Source organism: Parapedobacter deserti, assembly GCF_042646065.1.
Classification (GTDB): Bacteria; Bacteroidota; Bacteroidia; order Sphingobacteriales; family Sphingobacteriaceae; genus Parapedobacter; species Parapedobacter deserti.
Map to the genome: position 1 here is coordinate 168,442 of NZ_JBHRTA010000003.1, position 17,142 is coordinate 185,583.

Genomic DNA, 17,142 nt, shown 5'->3' on the forward strand with positions numbered 1-17,142 from the left:
CCTAAAAGAGATTACATATGAAACCGATACGATATATCCAGTACACTGGAATGGTGATAGTAGCGCTAATGCTGGCTGCTTCATGTGGTGATTTGTTGGATACCCCGCTTGAAAATGAGCAAATCGCGGATGAAATTGATTATTCCCAATCACAGAACATGGTGCTGGTATTATATGGCGCCTATGGGGAGTTATATGACTTGCCTTGGGAGGTGCACACAACAGTTGGCGTACGCGGAGATGATGTGAACGCAGCCGGCGATCAGGTGCCGCTGCAACAAACTGACGTGTTTAATTACGACCGTAATTTTTGGATCGTCAACGGTACGTGGCAGCGGCTGTACAGTGACTTGATATACTGGCACGGCGCGATAGAATCCATACAGCGATACCAAGAGGCCGGCGCCGATGCAGCTACCGCCCAGCGGTATATTGCCGAGATCAAAGTGATGCAGGGTTTTAAGCTGCTTCAGCTTGCACGGTTGTGGGGAGATATCCTTATCCCGCATTCATCCGCGCCGTCAGACCTCTTTAATGTGGAGGTGTCGACGTTCGAGCAGGTAATGGAACATATCTCCAACTTGATGGACGAAGCTATCCCCTTATTGCCCGAGGTACGTCCTAACCAGCGCACGGATATCCGCGGCGGCGTCACTGCCTATACGGCACTCGCCGTGAAAGCGATGGCCAACCTGGAGCGGCAGAATTACCAAGCAGTGGCAGATGCCACCGGCCAAATAATACAGAGTGGACTGTTCTCTCTGGCGCAAGATTATTATCAGCTGTTCAAAATTCCCGGCAAGTTGGACGACGAAAAGCTGCTGGAATTCCAGTTTTCGGACTATGGCACCGGAACGGGAACTGACAATCGTTTCTCGTTCGTTGTCTATGGTCCGCCGGCCGCTGCTTGGACGCCAGCCGTTTCGGGTGCAGGAGGAGGCTGGGGTTTTTGGGAGCCAACAATGAAGTACGTCAAGTTTATGCTTGACCGCAACGAGGAAGTCCGGCTCCCGGTATCGGTGCTGTTTACGCCTGCTGGTATAGCCGACATTCAATCGGACCCGAACTATGCTGACCTGCCAGACTGGGTGACCAATCGAACGCCGGATAATGACGTCTTTCTTGACCATCCCCGGTATCGATTTCTTAGTGGCAAGCACTACCTGCCCACTGCCCAACTGACTCCCGGCCGTACCGTATACGGCACAAATAACAATTTTAGCGTTATACGTTATTCAGAAGTGCTGCTCATGCATGCCGAAGCGTTGGTCAGCGGGGCCACGAGCACTGTGATGTCTGCAGACGAGGCGGTTAACGAAGTGAGGGACAGGGCAAACCTGGGCTCAATCAATGGGGTCACCCTGGATGATGTGCTGGACGAGAAATTTGCCGAATTCGGGATGGAATGGGGAGTTCGCTTTTATGACTTGGTACGCCATAATCGTACGGAAGAACTGAACCACGAAGGCCGCAATTACAACCCGAATGAACATCGTTTTCTGCCATACCCGCTCGAACAGTTGGATATTTTACCGCAGCTAAGGGAACACATGCAGCGATAGGTAGCAAATGAATTTCGGAAATATCATGCTATTGAAGAAAAGTGGTGAAATGATTGACGAAAGGGGCGGGTGGTGCAGCGGTATCGTGTTCGTGTTGACCGCAGTGCTTATCGCCGCCTGTACACCTACGGAGGAGGAAGAGATTACATTTGTGTTGCTACCGGACACCCAGACATATGCCGAGAAATATCCTGAAATCCTCGAAGCACAAATCGACTGGATTGAGCGAGAAGCATCGAATATCGCTATGGTGATTCAGCAAGGAGATCTGACACAAAACAACAACGAGGAAGAGTGGCGATTGGTGCGCAATGCTTTTCAGCGTCTTGATGATAAGGTTCCCTACGTGTTAGCCGTAGGGAACCATGACATGGGCAGTGAGCCAGGCAAGTTTGCGGACGTTCGTAATACAACGCTATTCAACACCTTCTTTCCTGTTAAGCACATGGCCAAGCTACCTGCTTTTGGTGGAATATTTGAAGAAGGACGACTTGACAATGCGTACTACCTGTTGGAAACGGGTGATTATAAATGGTTGGTGCTCTCGCTGGAATTCGGCCCGCGTGAATCAGTGTTGACCTGGGCGAACAATGTTGTCGCCGATCATCCGGATCGGCTGGTCATACTCAACACGCACAGCTACATGTACTCCGACAGTACGCGGCAGGGGCCCGGCGATTACTGGCGCCCGCAGGGTTATGGCATAGGAAAGGATACGGCAGCGCATGCCGTAAACGACGGAGAGCAAATCTGGGAGAAACTGGTGGGGAAACACGCTAATATCCGGTTTGTATTTTCCGGGCATGTGTTGAATAGCGGGGTGGGTACATTGGTCAGCATTAATGATGCCGGATATCCGGTATATCAGTGTCTAGCCAACTTTCAGGAAGGGGTGCGTGGCTCTGTAAACGGTGGAAACGGCTGGCTGCGGATAGTGAAAATCAAACCGCAGGAAAAAACGGTATTGATTTCGACGTACTCTCCGTACATCGATGCGTATTCAGAAGAGAAAGCGCATCAGTTCCATATCCGGCATGCCTACCTGGAAAGTGGCAATAAAATGAGTAATTGAGTTTCATAATAATATAATTTAGCGTGTACAGTAAATTATCAATCAAAAAGACGAAATCAGCCATGGTTGGGACGGGCATGGTATTGGTGGCGATCACTGTCGGCAGCATAATGGGTTGTAGCCCGAATCAGGCGTCGCGGGAAGACGCTACATCAACCGGGCAAAGACTTTCCGACGACTCCCTGCTAACTTTGGTGCAGCGACAGACGTTCCAATATTTTTGGGAAGGCGCGGAACCTGTGTCGGGCCTGGCCCGCGAGCGCATCCACATTGATGGGGAGTATCCGCAAAACGACCGGGATGTGGTGACCATAGGCGGCAGTGGCTTTGGATTGATGGCGATATTGGTGGGCATGGAACGGAATTTCATAACCCGGGAAGAAGGTGTGGAGCGTTTCGAACGGGCCCTCGGCTTTCTCGAAAAGGTGGAGCGTTTTCATGGGGCATGGTCACACTGGATAGACGGCCCGACGGGCGAGGTGAAACCTTTCAGTAAAAATGACAATGGCGGCGACCTGGTGGAAACCGCCTTTATGGCGCAAGCATTGATTTGTGTCAGGGAATACTTCCAGCAGGGCGATGAACGGGAGAAGCAACTGGCTGCACGCGCGGATGCCCTCTGGAAAGGCATTGAGTGGGATTGGTACCGCCAGGGCGGACAGAACGTGCTCTACTGGCACTGGAGCCCCACCGCTGGCTGGGCGGCCAATCATCCGATACGGGGTTATGATGAATGCTTGATCGCTTATGTCCTGGCAGCCTCGTCACCTACGCACGGGGTGCCAGCCGAAGTGTATCATGAAGGCTGGGCGCGCGGCGGTACCATCAAGTCGGCAGCCGAACGATATGGCCATCCCATCGTCCTTAAACATAACGTACGGGAAGGCAATGGTGTGGGGCCGCTGTTTTGGTCGCATTATTCTTATCTGGGTTTGAATCCGAAGGGATTGAAAGACCGCTATGCCGATTACTGGCAACTCAACACCAGCCATGCACTCATTCATCGTGAATACTGCATCGAAAATCCCAAGGGTTTTGAAGGCTACGGCCCGCAGGCTTGGGGGCTGACGGCAAGCTATTCGGTCAAGGGGTATACTGCACATCATCCGGACAATGACCTGGGCGTAATCTCACCCACGGCTGCGCTTTCCTCATTTCCTTACACACCCGAATACTCCATGGAGGTAATCCGGTATTTATACGGGGAATTGGGAGATAAAGTCTGGGGTAAATACGGCTTTTATGATGCCTACAGCGAGACGGACAATTGGTTTCCGCAGCGTTACCTGGCTATTGACCAGGGCCCGGTGCCGGTGATGATTGAAAACCACCGCAGCGGCCTGCTTTGGAAGCTTTTTATGGGAGCACCGGAGATCAAGGAAGGGTTGAAGAAACTGGGCTTTGAGGGGCCGAATATATAATGGGACACGAAAGGTGTCGGCAATGTGTTAATGAAAAAAAACTACTGATGAAAAGGATTTGTCTGTTTTTATGTGTTTGGGGGAGTGTGGTTTTGGGATATGCTCAGTCGAGTAAACCGTATAATGTGGTGTACATCTTGAGCGATGATCACCGGTATGATTTCATGGGATTTCTGGATAAAGTGCCCCACCTGGAGACGCCCCACATGGACCGGATGGCCCGGGAGGGCGCACACCTGCAAAACGCGTTTGTGTCTACTTCCCTTTGTTCGCCCAGCCGGGCGTCTATCTTAACCGGACAGTATGCGCATACGCATACCATCGTAGATAACAATGCGCCCATGCCCGAAGGGCTTACCTTCTTTCCGGAGTATATGCAGCAAAAGGGGTATAAAACCGGGTTTTTCGGCAAGTGGCATATGGGCAATGAAGGTGCGGGAAAACAGCCCGGATTTGACCAGTGGGTGAGCTTCAGGGGGCAGGGGGTGTACTATTCGCCTACGTTCAATATCAACGGGGAGGAAGTGAAGCAGCCCGAAGGAAGCTACACCACCGACCTGCTGACCGACTACGCCATCGAATGGCTCAACAGCTTGGATGATGACCAGCCGTTTTTCCTCTACCTCTCGCACAAGGGCGTGCACGCTGAGTTTGAGCCTGCGGAAAGGCACCGCGGGACGTATAAAGACATGCCGATCATTACCCCGCCCTCCATGTACCTGACGGCTACAGACAGCAGCATGCGTGTGGGCACCGAAACGCCTTATGATGGACCGGCGAATACCGCCGATATCCCCGAATGGGTGCGCAAACAGCGATACAGTTGGCATGGCGTGGATTACATGTATGACGGACAGATCGTGTTCGAGGATTTTTACCGCCAGTACTGCGAGACGCTCCGCAGCGTGGATGAAAGCATCGGCTCGGTCATCGCATGGTTGGAGGAACAGGGCTTGGCCGAGAATACACTGGTCGTTTACATGGGCGACAACGGCTTCTTGTTTGGCGAACACGGCCTAATTGACAAACGCAATGCTTATGAGGCTTCCATGCGGGTGCCGCTGCTGGCTTGGTCACCGAAATTGATCAAGCCGCAAACGCAAATACCGCAAATGGTAATGAATGTGGATATTGGCCCCACGATCCTCGATCTGGTGGGCATGGAAAAGCCGGAGCAGATGCAGGGCTACTCGTTCCTGCCCCTACTGCAAGGCAAACCTATCGACGGATGGCGCGATAAGGTGTACTACGAATATTATTGGGAATGGGCATTCCCGCAAACACCGACCATCTTTGCCGTGCGTACCGACCGATACAAATACATCTTCAACCACGGACTTTGGGATGCCAACGAGCTATACGACCTGAAGACCGATCCGTATGAAATGAATAACCTGATCCGCGATCCTGCATCGGCGGAGATTGCCGGTCAGTTGAAGAAAGAACTCTGGGACTGGCTGGAATCTACCGACGGGATGCAGATCCCATTGAAGAAAATCTATCAGAAGCGCATCGATCATCTGTATAGGGGGACATACTGATGAAAGGAATGATCATAACGGCCTTGGCAGTGACGGCGTTATCTGCCGCCTCCCGCAGCGTGTCGGCACAGGCGCTGCTGCAACGCACCTATTGCAACCCGCTGAACCTGGACTATGCGTATGCGACCCGGTTTGACAGCCTCTCGTATCGGTCGGGTGCAGACCCTACCGTGGTGGAATTTCGTGGTGAGTACTATATGTTTGTAACCCGGTCCATGGGCTACTGGTACTCACCGGACCTGCACAACTGGACGTTTGTCCGCCCGGAGAAATGGTATTTCGAAGGGTCGAATGCACCCACTGCACATAATTATAGAGACTCGGTCTTGTACGTGACGGGAAACCCGTCCGGTGCAATGGCCATCCTGTACACCGATAATCCAATACGGGGCGACTGGAAGGCCGTACCTTCGGTATTGACCCAGTTACAGGATCCGGACTTGTTTATCGACGATGACGGGCAGGCGTATATGTTTTGGGGTTCATCTAATAGGTTCCCGATCAGGGCTAAACAGCTCGACCGGACTAACCGCTTCATCCCAATGTCAAAGGAAGTGCACGAACTGTTCAACCTGGACGGGGAGCGGTATGGATGGGAACGGTTTGGACACAACCATAGCGATACCGTGCTCCGAGGCTACATCGAAGGGCCGTCTATGTTGAAGCGCGGCAATAAATATTACCTCCAGTACGCGGCGCCTGGCACCCAGTTTGACGTGTATGGCGACGGGGTATATATAGCCGATGCGCCGCTTGGCCCGTACACGTATGCCCCCAACAACCCGTTTTCGTATAAACCTGGCGGCTTTATCAACGGGGCTGGCCATGGAAGTACGGTAAAAGGGCCGGCAGGGCAGCACTGGCACTTCAGTACGATGGCCGTGGATGTAAACATCGGGTGGGAACGGCGTATCGGGATGTTTCCTACGTATTTCGACGCCGATGGGTTGATGCACGCCAACACTGCCTACGGAGACTATCCACATTATGCGCCGCATATTCCGGACAAGATGGGAACATTTACCGGCTGGATGCTGCTGTCGTACCAAAAGCCGGTGACGGCGTCTTCCCAACGGGAGAGCTACGGGCCAGCGCATGTCACCGACGAACAGGTGAAAACATTTTGGGTGGCCGAAGACAATGGCGATGCACAATGGCTCCAGATTGATCTGCAGCGCGCGGCAGCGGTGCATGCCATACAGGTCAACTTTAACGACTATCAATCGGATCTTTACGGGAAGCCTGAAGGGCTTTACCACCGCTATGCGATCGAGGGGTCGGTAGACGGAAAAGATTGGCAGGTGCTTGTAGACCGCCAAACCAGCTTTCGCGATGTGCCGAATGACTATGTGGAGCTGGGCAGGCCAGCACAGGTGCGATACATTCGTTATCGCAATATCCACGTACCCACGCCGTTCCTTTCAATTTCCGGATTGCGGGTGTTCGGCATCGGTAGCGGCAAAAAGCCGACCACCGTTAAAAACCTTGCTGTGGCGCGCGGCACCGACCGGCGGGACGCCAAAATTTCATGGAGTCCGCAGGAAAGTGCTCAGGGATACACCGTAAGGTGGGGCATCGCACCCGATAAGTTATATAATTCCTGGATGGTTTACGGGCAGGACGTCCTAGAGATTAAAGGGCTTACCGTTGATCAGCCTTACTACTTTACGGTAGAAGCGTTCAATGAAAATGGAATTTCCGAACGCACAGCCGCCAAAGCGGCGGAGTAACGAGTAACAATAAATCCTGATATACATGACAATCATGAAGATATATAACCAACAGCTCTGTTTTTTAATTGGCCTGATGTGCCTAGCAATAGGTGTAAAGCCCGTATGCGCCCAACAAGATCAAAACGATATGGACCGTTTTATCAATGACTTGATGAGTCAAATGACCGTAGCGGAGAAGATTGGCCAGCTCAATCTGGTCACGGCCGGAGAAGCGGTGACCGGATCGGTGGTCAGCACTGACGTGGAGTCAAAAATCAAAGCCGGAAAGATCGGTGGAATCTTCAGCATGAGCACCCCACAACGTATCCGCGCCGCTCAGGAGCTGGCCGTTAACCATTCCCGGCTTAAAATTCCGATCATTTTCGGGATGGACGTCATCCATGGCTATAAAACCATTTTTCCTATTCCGCTGGGGCTTGCGGCCACCTGGGATATGGAACTGATCCAAGAGACCGCCCGTATCGCCGCCGAGGAGGCTTCGGCTGATGGACTTAACTGGACATTTTCGCCCATGGTTGACGTCTCGCGCGATCCGCGATGGGGGCGTATATCCGAAGGAAGCGGCGAGGATACGTACCTCGGCTCACGCATCGCGGAAGCCATGGTGCGGGGCTATCAAGGGAAAGACCTTACCGCTCACAATACGCTGATGGCCTGCGTCAAGCACTTTGCGCTGTACGGCGCGGCTGAAGCGGGACGCGACTACAATACCACGGACATGAGCTTGCACCGTATGTATAACGAGTACCTGCCTCCCTATAAGGCGGCTATCGATGCCGGTGCAGGCAGCGTGATGACCGCTTTTAACGACATTAACGGCGTGCCTGCCACGGCAAATAAGTGGCTGATGACCGACGTGCTGCGCAAGCAGTGGGGTTTCGATGGTTTTGTCGTGACGGATTATACGGCAGTAAATGAACTTATCGACCACGGACTGGGCGATTTGCAGGAAGTGTCCGCACTATCGCTAAAAGCTGGAGTGGAAATGGATATGGTGGGCGAGGGATTCCTGACCACCTTGCAGCAATCGCTGGACGAAGGTAAAGTGAGCGAGGAGGAGATTGACCGGGCGTGCCGCCTGGTGCTGGAAGCCAAGTATAAACTCGGATTGTTTGAAGACCCCTTCCGTTATTGCGATGAGAGCCGGGCCAAGGAAGCGATCCTTAATCCGGGGCACTTAGCCAAAGCGCGCGAAGCAGCGGGCAAGTCGTTTGTGCTGTTGAAAAACGAAGGACAGGTACTGCCCCTTAAAAAGCAGGGGACGGTGGCGTTGATCGGGCCACTGGCCAACACCGGGGCCAACATGCCGGGGACATGGAGCGTAAGTGCCGACCTCGATAACACGCCCTCCTTGTTGGAAGGGATGCGTTCGGCTTTGGGCGATCAGGTGAAGATTGTTCATCATCAGGGGTCGAACTTATTGGAAGATGCTGCATATCAGGAGCGAGCCACGATGTTCGGACGCACCATACCCCGCGATGAACGACCTGAAGCGGAGGTGCTTGCGGAAGCCTTAGCAATTGCCAATCAAGCCGATGTGGTCGTGGCCGCTTTAGGCGAAAGCTCCGAGATGAGCGGCGAAAGTTCCAGTCGCGTTGATTTGAATATCCCCGCCGTGCAGCAACGGCTGTTGGCCGGATTGCTGCAAACCGGTAAACCCGTGGTGCTGGTCTTGTTTACCGGGCGTCCGCTGACACTCACCTGGGAGGATGAGCAGGTACCTGCCATCCTTAATGTATGGTTTGGCGGCACCGAAACCGGCAAGGCCGTGGCTGATGTGCTTTTCGGCGATGTCAATCCATCAGGCAAGCTGCCAGCCACGTTCCCCCAGCATGTGGGACAAGTGCCGTTGTATTACAGCCATAAAAACACCGGACGACCGTTGGCTGAGGGGCAGTGGTTTGAAAAGTTCCGATCCAACTACCTCGATGTGACCAACGAGCCGTTGTATCCCTTCGGCTATGGATTAAGCTATACCAGCTTTGGCTATGGCGAGCTGACGCTTAGTAGCGCCGAGTTGTCCCGCGGTGGCAAGCTGCAGGTAAGTGTACAGGTAACCAATACCGGCAATTATGCCGGTGAGGAGGTCGTGCAACTATACATCCGTGATTTGGTCGGGTCGGTTACCCGGCCTGTTAAGGAGCTGAAGGCATTCCGGAAAATCCGGCTGGAGCCAGGCCAGTCACAGGAGGTGGTTTTCGACCTGACGGAAGAGGATCTGAAGTTTTACAATGCCGAGCTGGAGCATGTGGCGGAAGCCGGCGAGTTCGCCGTTTTCGTCGGCACCAACTCCCGCGATGTTCAAGAAAAGCGGTTTACGCTGAAGTGAACACAAACTCGTTTGCGAGCAATGTCTCATCAGCACTGATGCTGTGGGGTTTGCCGGGATAAATCTCCAGCTTGACGTTTGCGCCGAGGCCACGGAGTATTTCGGCGCTCTCTTCGATGCGGTGTAAGGGTACGTGCGGGTCTTCATCACCTGCGGTTAAGAGGATGGATGTACCGCCGAAATCACCGCTGTAATTCATTGCATTCAGCGTTTTCCCGATCAGTCCACCGGTAAACGCCACCACGCCACCGTAACGCTTTGCGTGACGAGCAACGTATTCAACGGCGAGGCACGCGCCCTGGGAAAAACCCACGAAATACACCTGCTCCGTAGGAATGCCAAGCTTGACAGTTTCGGCCACCGCGTCGTCTACCAGCGCTAATGCCGAGTCCAATGCTGGCTGATTGTCAGCGATCTCCGCAAGAAAGCTGTAGGGATACCACGAGTTGTTGGTGGCCTGAGGTGCCAGCAATAAGGTATCTTCCAGCTGGAGATGATTCCGCAGGGAGAGCATGCCCTGCCCGGTGCTGCCCCGGCCATGAAGCAGCACCACAGCTTTTTGGGCTTGTGCAGCCAAATTGCCGGCTTGGATGATTTGTTTATCGTGTGTGTACATGGCGTTAATTTAATTTCGGTAAAACACTTTCTATCTTGTTTCGATACCCTTCGTATTGCGGGGGCAGTTTCAGACCGGTGCCCAGCTCGGCTACTGATTCATCGGTGGCAAAGCCTGGATTGTCTGTGGCGATCTCGAATAGGACACCGCCCGGTTCGCGAAAATACAGTGAATAAAAGTAATTGCGGTCGATCTTTTCGGTAATATTGAGCCCTTGGGCGATGACCTTTTCCCGGAAATGCATCAAACTGGGCTCGTCTTGCACACGGAATGCGACGTGGTGCACAGACCCGCCGGCTACCAAACCGATGCTTTCGCCCGGAGCCTCTACGATGTCCACAATGTTTGCATGCGCTACCGTATCTGTAGCAAAGCGGAAGCGGTTTACCTCCTGCTCTTGCAAACCATAGCCGAATACATCGGTAAGAATGCGGGCAGTGGATTCATGCTTGCTGGTTGTGATGGTGATGTGGTGGAATCCGCGGGTTGCATGCTCAGTCTTTACCTCGGCCGTTTCCCAGGGTGTACGCGTATCGGCCTTCTTCGGAACGGTCAGTTCCAGCTTAAGGCCGTCCGGATCAATAAACGACAGGTACTGTTCGCCGAACTTCTCCGACACATTGTTATATATCATGTTGTTGGCTTCCAGTCGCTCTTTCCAGAAATCAAGGCTCCCTTCAGGCACGGCATAGCCGATTTCGGTCACTTGCTGAGTTCCCCGGCGTCCCTGACGTACGCGGTTGCCCCATGGAAAGAATGTAAGAATCGTGCCCGGCGTTCCGGACTCGTTGCCGAAATAGAAGTGGTAAGTTTCCGGATCGTCGAAATTGACGGTTTTCTTGACCAACCGTAGCCCTAACACGCGACTGTAAAAATCGTGATTGCGTTTGGCATCTCCTGCTATCGCAGTGATGTGATGTATACCAAGGATTTTGTTTTCCATGATGCCCTCTCTTTTGTTGTTGATACAAAGGTACGACAGCCGGTTTCTTGGTGCATTAACCTAAGACAAGAAAAGGAGGCAATATTTTGAGCGCTTAAATATCATCAATAATGTTTAAGTTTGTTCAGCGAAGGTTGCTTATGTTTTCCACCATCAATGACTACGTAAACCGTTGTGGCAGGTTTTCCCCGGAGGAAATCACCACATTCAACAGCTTGTTGAAGCCCCGGTTGGTAAAGCGGAAGCAGTTGCTGCTTCGAGAGGGTGAGGTGTGCGATTTCGAAGCATACATTGTCAAAGGCTGTATACGCACCTACTATATCGATGAGAATGGAAGCGAAGTAAACCTGCAGTTTGCCGTGGAAGATTGGTGGGTGAGCGATATCGGCAGTTTCCATGAACATAAGCCCAGCCTTCAATATATTGAAGCGGTGGAAGACAGCGAGTTGCTAATCCTTAATCCGGCACGAAAAGAGGAGCTGCTGGCGCGTGTGCCTCAGTTTGAGCGGGTATTCCGGTTAATGGTGCAGCGCCATTTGGCAGCATTAGAGCACCGGCTTATTCGTACCATCGCGCATAACGCTGAGACACGTTACCTGGAGTTCGTGAAGCAGTATCCTAAAACTGCTCAGCGCGTGCCCCAGCATTATATCGCCGCTTATCTTGGTGTAACCCCCGAATTTCTCAGTAAGGTGCGGAAACGCTTAGCCACACGAAAAGACTGAAAAGGCGTAAAATCGTTGAGGTGACCGGTGTGCGTATAAGCGAAAGGCTGAATCTCAGTTTATATATAAAAAAACGGCATTAAGCGATTTGCTTGATGCCGTTTCAAAAAATAAACAAATAGGTTTATAATTGGTTAGTGCGTTTCTCCCAGTTTTGAGACGTGGTGGTCTTGCCATCAACTTAAGTTTACAATATCGAGTAATTAACGATTCACTTACTTTCTCAAACCCGGCCAAAGATGTGTGAATCAATTCATTTTCCCCTCTGTGGCTACAAACGTAGGAATATAAATCAGCAATGCAAACTTTTTTTTAAAAATAAGTGAGTAAACACTCACGAAATATTTTTGCTTTATCCTTTTAGCAGGCCAAGGCGACTAAAAAGCGTGTAGAAATAATTTTTACGCGCTTTTTACCGGTATGCAGCTGTGAGAGAAAGTGTTAAAATGCCCGATCTTCCAGGTGTTTTTCCATATCCATCAGATCGATGCCACGTGCCCACCAATCCGGTGCTGGCTCGGCTTTGAGGTGATGATCAAAAAATTCCAACATCCGCACCGCATAATCTTTCTTGTTTGGATCTTTTGCAATGCCATGATTTTCGCCCTTATAAGTGATCATGACGACCGGTTTGTTGAGTCGACGCAGGCCATTGTAGTATTCGATGCCTTGCGTATAATCCACCGCGCCATCCTTGTCGTTGTGCAGAAGAAGAAGGGGTGTTTGCACCTGCTTGATGTAATAAATGGGCGAATTGCGGGTAAAGGCCTCCCAATTGTCCCAATATCCGGGACTGAGCCGGCCTTGGCTGGCCTCGAATATAGGTTGGTTGGTGCTACCGCTGTTCCAATAAATCAGGCTATACATACTGATCATGTTGGTGAGCGGGGCGCCGGCTGCTGCTGCTTTAAATATATTTGTCTGGGTGATGAGAAAAGAGGTCTGGTAACCACCCCACGAGTGGCCATGAATGGCAACATTGCTGCTATCTACGATACCTGTTGCGATGGCCGCATTAACCGCTGGGATGACGCAGGCGACCGCTGACATACCTGGGTCGTTGAGCCTGTACTTGATGTCAGGCATCAACACCGCATAACCATTGCTGGTATACACCGCGCGGTTAAAACCCCCACCGGGAAAAGCGGGCATAGCATAATTGTTTAGTCCTTGCGTCAAACGCTCATAAATATAGGTGATAGTAGGGTATTGCTTACCCTCTTCGTAGCCGGCTGGCAAATACAGCGCCGCTTGAAGTGTGTCTCCGTGGCCGCTCACGTATTCAATGAGCCGAACTCCTGCCGACCATGCGTATTGTTCTTGGTCGGGGGTGTTGGCGGTCAACTGTTTGGCCTCGTTCAGGCTGGCACTGGTGCTTAGAAAAAGCTCCGGCGATTTGGTGCTGTTTTCTTTTGTGAACGAAAATACCGGTTGATACTTCGCTTTGCGTAAGCTACCGTAGCTGTGGTCGTCTATAAACAAGATATTCAGGTCAGTCTTGCCTGCATTCAGCAAGGCGATGCCGGCTTGCTTCGTAGCGTCATTGAAAACGCCGAAGTACTGGGGCTTTCGTAAATCGATTGCTTTATCGTCTGGATAAAGGCTATATGCTCCCATCACGCGCAGCTTTTTTTGCTTCCAGTTGTCAGAGAGCGATACAGCCTGTTTTCCGTCTGCAGCGATGCGCCACAGGTCGTAGTTGTCTCGGATGAGGACGTAACGCGAGTCTTCCGACCAGCCGAAATGCGGGGTGGCAGGTTTGATCACGTTGTGGTCGTCTGTTTCGTTTACAAACGAGGCGTCGAGCAGAGCCGTGAGGTGAAAAGTTTGCTTTTTCTCAAGGTCGAAGGAATAAAACTCGCCGTCTTGATAGTAGCTGATTAGTTTGCCATTCGGAGCGAAAGGTAAGCTACGGGCTGCCGATTGGTAATATTTTTTCAGCAACAAGTGTTTTGTGCCGTTTTTTGGGTCAATTGAGTAGACGTCAACATAGGTTTGTCCGTCTAAACTGTTGTTCAGCTCATACGGTGTATAGTCGTAGCCCAATGCATAAAGTTGCTTCGGCCCTATGGTTACGTTGCGCATATTGCTATCGGCCAGTTGCACAAAACGGTTGTCGGCCACGTGATATGCCGCTGCGAAGCTAAAATTTTTGTCGCGTTGCTGTTGTACCTGCTGGGCTGATTGCAGGCGCTTATCCTGCCAATTCCAGATGATCACATCCGGCTTTTCAATATCATCTTTGGGCTTTGGCTTGGCCGTGGCGGCGCTTTTTACCGGGCTTGTGGTCGAAGCGTCCTTTTTTGCCAGTCTCGCAGAATCGACAGCAACACTATCTTTGGTTGCCGTTGAATCCGCTCCGTTGGATTTTTTCTTTTTGTCTTTTTTCTCCAACTTGGCGATGCCGAAGAAAAGCGTGCCCAAGTCATCAGACCAATAGGCCCTGCCGTGTTCGGCGATGCCTTTTCCCGCAGGAAAGTTTTCGTCATCGACGCCGGAGTAAATGACTTTCTCGGTTTTCTCTCCATTGATGCGGCTGATGCCGATGACGCTGTATACCGGTGTTTCGTACGTTTCATTTTTGTTCGCTTTTAGCAAGGCGAAGGCGGTACCTTCCTCGTTCCACTGGATGCGGCTGTAGGTAGCTTTGTCATTATCAAGTGCGATGGTAATACCGGTGTTCATATCGCGCAGGAATATGCCGTTGCCGTTTTGTTCGTGGGCATCGATGGTATATGCGAGGTACCTGCCATCTTTATTAAAGGTGTACTCCGCCACGTTGCCCAAGTTGAAATTTTTCTTGCTTGACAAGTGATACAGCAATAGGTCAGCGCCTTTAGGAACGTTTTCGCCTTTTGGAGCGCTCTCAGGGGCGGCGAAACTGATAGCGATCCACTCAGGTTGTTCGCCTGAGAAGCTGAATGCTTTGATTTTGTCAAATGTTACCTGTTGCGTATCGGGCAGTGAAACGACATGCAGTTTACTGTAGGCCGGTTTCCTTGACTTACGTGCGGCTTTCGCCGCTGCATCGTTGGGCGATTCGCGGAAGGCAACCCACTTGCCGTCAGCGCTGAATACCGCAGTGGTAGCGGTGGCGCCGATGGAAAATTCATATTTAGAAGTATCAATGGTATGACGGAGCGTTAGGGAAAGGTCCCCCTCGCTAGGTCCGGACACCCAAGAAAGCCAATTACCATCGGGAGACAAGGCGGTGTTGCCGGTGCGGATGTACTGCCACGAAGGAATATCCTGCCAGGTAATCGGCGGTTTTTCCTGTGCAAAAGCCACGGGACCCAGTGCCAGCCCGAGCAAGAACATGCATGCAAAAAGTTTTTTATTCATTGTGCTTAAGTGGTTATAATAAACTAATTGTTGAGTGCAGCTAAGGTACGCCTTTTTGCAACTGTTGCCGCTTTCTCACAAGAATGTTAAGCAAAATACCTAAGTTTGGCATGTAATAAAGTTTGCATGTTATGAAAATTTGGCAAAAAAGTACCGACGTAAATGCCTTTGTAGAGGCGTTTACGGTAGGTAACGATCGGGTACTTGATCTGCAGCTTGCCGCGGCGGATATTTTGGGTTCATTGGCGCATACGCGTATGCTTCATGCGGTTGGCTTGTTGAATGATGAAGATCTTGCAGCAGTGCAGGAAGGTCTTAAGCAATTGCATAGGGAAGTGGAAGCGGGTGAATTTAAAATCGACGAGGGTGTGGAGGACGTGCATTCGCAAGTAGAGCTATTGCTGACGCAACGGATCGGTGAGGCCGGTAAAAAGATTCACAGCGGGCGCTCACGGAATGACCAGGTATTGGTAGACCTTAAGCTGTTTTTTCGTATGGAGATCGAAAACCTGGTCGGCAATGTTCAGGGGCTGTTCGATCGGTTGAGCGCGTTAAGTGAAACATACCGTTCGGTATTAATGCCGGGATACACACACCTCCAGATCGCCATGCCTTCATCATTTGGGCTATGGTTTGGTGCCTATGCAGAGAGTTTGGTCGATGATTTGGAGGTGATGCATGCTGCCTGGAATGTCTGCAATAAAAATCCACTTGGCTCGGCGGCTGGTTATGGATCTTCGTTTCCGTTGAACCGGACGCTAACCACATCGTTACTCGGGTTTGACAGCCTTAACTATAACGTTGTGTATGCGCAAATGGGACGGGGGAAGACGGAGCGCATACTCGCGCAGGCTATGAGTTCAATTGCCGCTACGGTGGCTAAGCTGGCCATGGACGCGTGCTTATACATGAACCAGAACTTTGGGTTTATTTCCTTTCCCGATCACCTGACCACCGGATCAAGCATCATGCCACACAAGAAAAATCCCGATGTATTTGAGCTGGTGCGCGCCCGTTGTAACAAGATACAAGCGCTGCCTGGTGAGATTGCGATGATAACCGCAAACCTGCCGTCTGGCTATCACCGAGACCTACAGCTACTGAAGGAAAGTCTGTTTCCGGCGTTCCGCTCACTAAGCGAATGCCTGGAGATAACGGCGTTTATGCTGGAGCATATCCAAGTGAGGGAAGATATTCTCGACGACCCGAAATATGATTACCTGTTCAGTGTGGAGGTTGTCAACGATGAGGTGCTTAGCGGTGTACCCTTCAGGGAGGCTTACCGCAACATCGGTTTGGCCATTGAGGCGGGCAACTTCAAACCTCGAAAGAGCGTGAACCATATGCATGAAGGGAGTATCGGCAACCTTTGCAACGCGGAAATCCGGCAGGCATTTCGCGCTGTGGTTGCCAAGTTTAAATTTGATCTGGTGAATAAGTCGCTGAATGACCTGGTTCGCTAGCGCCCATTGGGCTTACTCAGCTAGCCATATGCTTTTCCAGCAGCCGCAACAGGTCATCGACATCAATCGGCTTTGAAATATAATCATCGGCCCCCGCGGCTAAGCATTTCTCACGGTCGCCAGGCATAGCTTGAGCCGTGACGGCAATAACCGGTATATGTGGATACCGACGGTCGGTACGTAAGCTGTAGAGTGCTTGGTATCCATCCATGTCTGGCATCATCATGTCCAATAGCACGACGCTGATTTGCCGATTATTTTTCAGCAACTCAAGCCCGTCAGCGGCACTGGCGGCAGATAGACAGGTGTAACCTCTGGTTTTTAGGGTAAGAACCAGGGCAAAAATATTTCTTGTGTCGTCGTCGATGATTAGAATTTTGTTTTTTTCCATATAG

General features: G+C 51.5%; 12 protein-coding genes. 8 read left to right on the plus strand and 4 right to left on the minus strand.

The features are described from left to right. Positions 1-17 precede the first annotated feature (17 nt). From ACFOET_RS00715 to bglX, 6 genes are all read left to right on the plus strand, one after another. Positions 18-1,562, plus strand: coding sequence for a RagB/SusD family nutrient uptake outer membrane protein (locus ACFOET_RS00715; RefSeq protein ID WP_379018522.1), 1,545 nt, complete (start codon positions 18-20; stop codon positions 1,560-1,562). A 25-nt stretch (positions 1,563-1,587) separates the two neighbouring features. Continuing rightward, on the plus strand, positions 1,588-2,634 hold the full coding sequence (locus tag ACFOET_RS00720) for a metallophosphoesterase (RefSeq protein WP_379018525.1): 1,047 nt from the start codon (positions 1,588-1,590) through the stop codon (positions 2,632-2,634). Positions 2,635-2,696: 62 nt separating this feature from the next. Next, positions 2,697-4,055 (plus strand): glucoamylase family protein, encoded by a 1,359-nt coding sequence (locus ACFOET_RS00725; RefSeq protein ID WP_379018527.1) that lies wholly within the window; start codon positions 2,697-2,699, stop codon positions 4,053-4,055. Between the two features lie 47 nt (positions 4,056-4,102). Next, positions 4,103-5,596 (plus strand): sulfatase family protein, encoded by a 1,494-nt coding sequence (locus tag ACFOET_RS00730; RefSeq protein ID WP_379018529.1) that lies wholly within the window; start codon positions 4,103-4,105, stop codon positions 5,594-5,596. After that, positions 5,596-7,326, plus strand: a complete 1,731-nt coding sequence (locus ACFOET_RS00735) for a family 43 glycosylhydrolase (protein ID WP_379018531.1) — start codon at positions 5,596-5,598, stop codon at positions 7,324-7,326. Before ACFOET_RS00730 ends, ACFOET_RS00735 begins: the two co-directional genes overlap by 1 nt. A 130-nt stretch (positions 7,327-7,456) precedes the next feature. After that, positions 7,457-9,658: a beta-glucosidase BglX gene (bglX, locus tag ACFOET_RS00740; protein ID WP_379018533.1), complete on the plus strand. Its 2,202-nt coding sequence runs from the start codon at positions 7,457-7,459 to the stop codon at positions 9,656-9,658. Here the strand turns inward: bglX and ACFOET_RS00745 are convergent. Next, the gene (locus ACFOET_RS00745) at positions 9,645-10,274 is read right to left on the minus strand and encodes an alpha/beta hydrolase (protein ID WP_379018535.1); all 630 of its coding nucleotides are present in this window, start codon (positions 10,272-10,274) and stop codon (positions 9,645-9,647) included. The genes bglX and ACFOET_RS00745 overlap by 14 nt on opposite strands. Before the next feature lie 4 nt (positions 10,275-10,278). Then, positions 10,279-11,217: a ring-cleaving dioxygenase gene (locus ACFOET_RS00750; RefSeq protein ID WP_379018537.1), complete on the minus strand. Its 939-nt coding sequence runs from the start codon at positions 11,215-11,217 to the stop codon at positions 10,279-10,281. 110 nt (positions 11,218-11,327) lie between these two features. Here ACFOET_RS00750 and ACFOET_RS00755 point away from each other — a divergent pair, with 110 nt between their 5' ends. Then, a complete protein-coding gene (locus ACFOET_RS00755) occupies positions 11,328-11,942 on the plus strand; it encodes a Crp/Fnr family transcriptional regulator (protein ID WP_379018540.1) in 615 nt (204 codons plus the stop codon). Between the two features lie 441 nt (positions 11,943-12,383). Here ACFOET_RS00755 and ACFOET_RS00760 read toward each other — a convergent pair whose 3' ends face one another. Continuing rightward, positions 12,384-15,284, minus strand: coding sequence for an alpha/beta hydrolase family protein (locus ACFOET_RS00760; protein ID WP_379018542.1), 2,901 nt, complete (start codon positions 15,282-15,284; stop codon positions 12,384-12,386). A gap of 131 nt (positions 15,285-15,415) precedes the next feature. Between ACFOET_RS00760 and argH the strand changes: the two genes are divergently transcribed. Continuing rightward, complete coding sequence (gene argH, locus ACFOET_RS00765) at positions 15,416-16,747, plus strand: argininosuccinate lyase (protein WP_379018544.1); 1,332 nt, start codon at positions 15,416-15,418, stop codon at positions 16,745-16,747. A gap of 16 nt (positions 16,748-16,763) precedes the next feature. On the opposite strand, the gene ACFOET_RS00770 is transcribed toward argH, so the two are convergent. After that, complete coding sequence (locus tag ACFOET_RS00770; protein WP_379018546.1) at positions 16,764-17,138, minus strand: response regulator; 375 nt, start codon at positions 17,136-17,138, stop codon at positions 16,764-16,766. Positions 17,139-17,142: the final 4 nt, after the last annotated feature.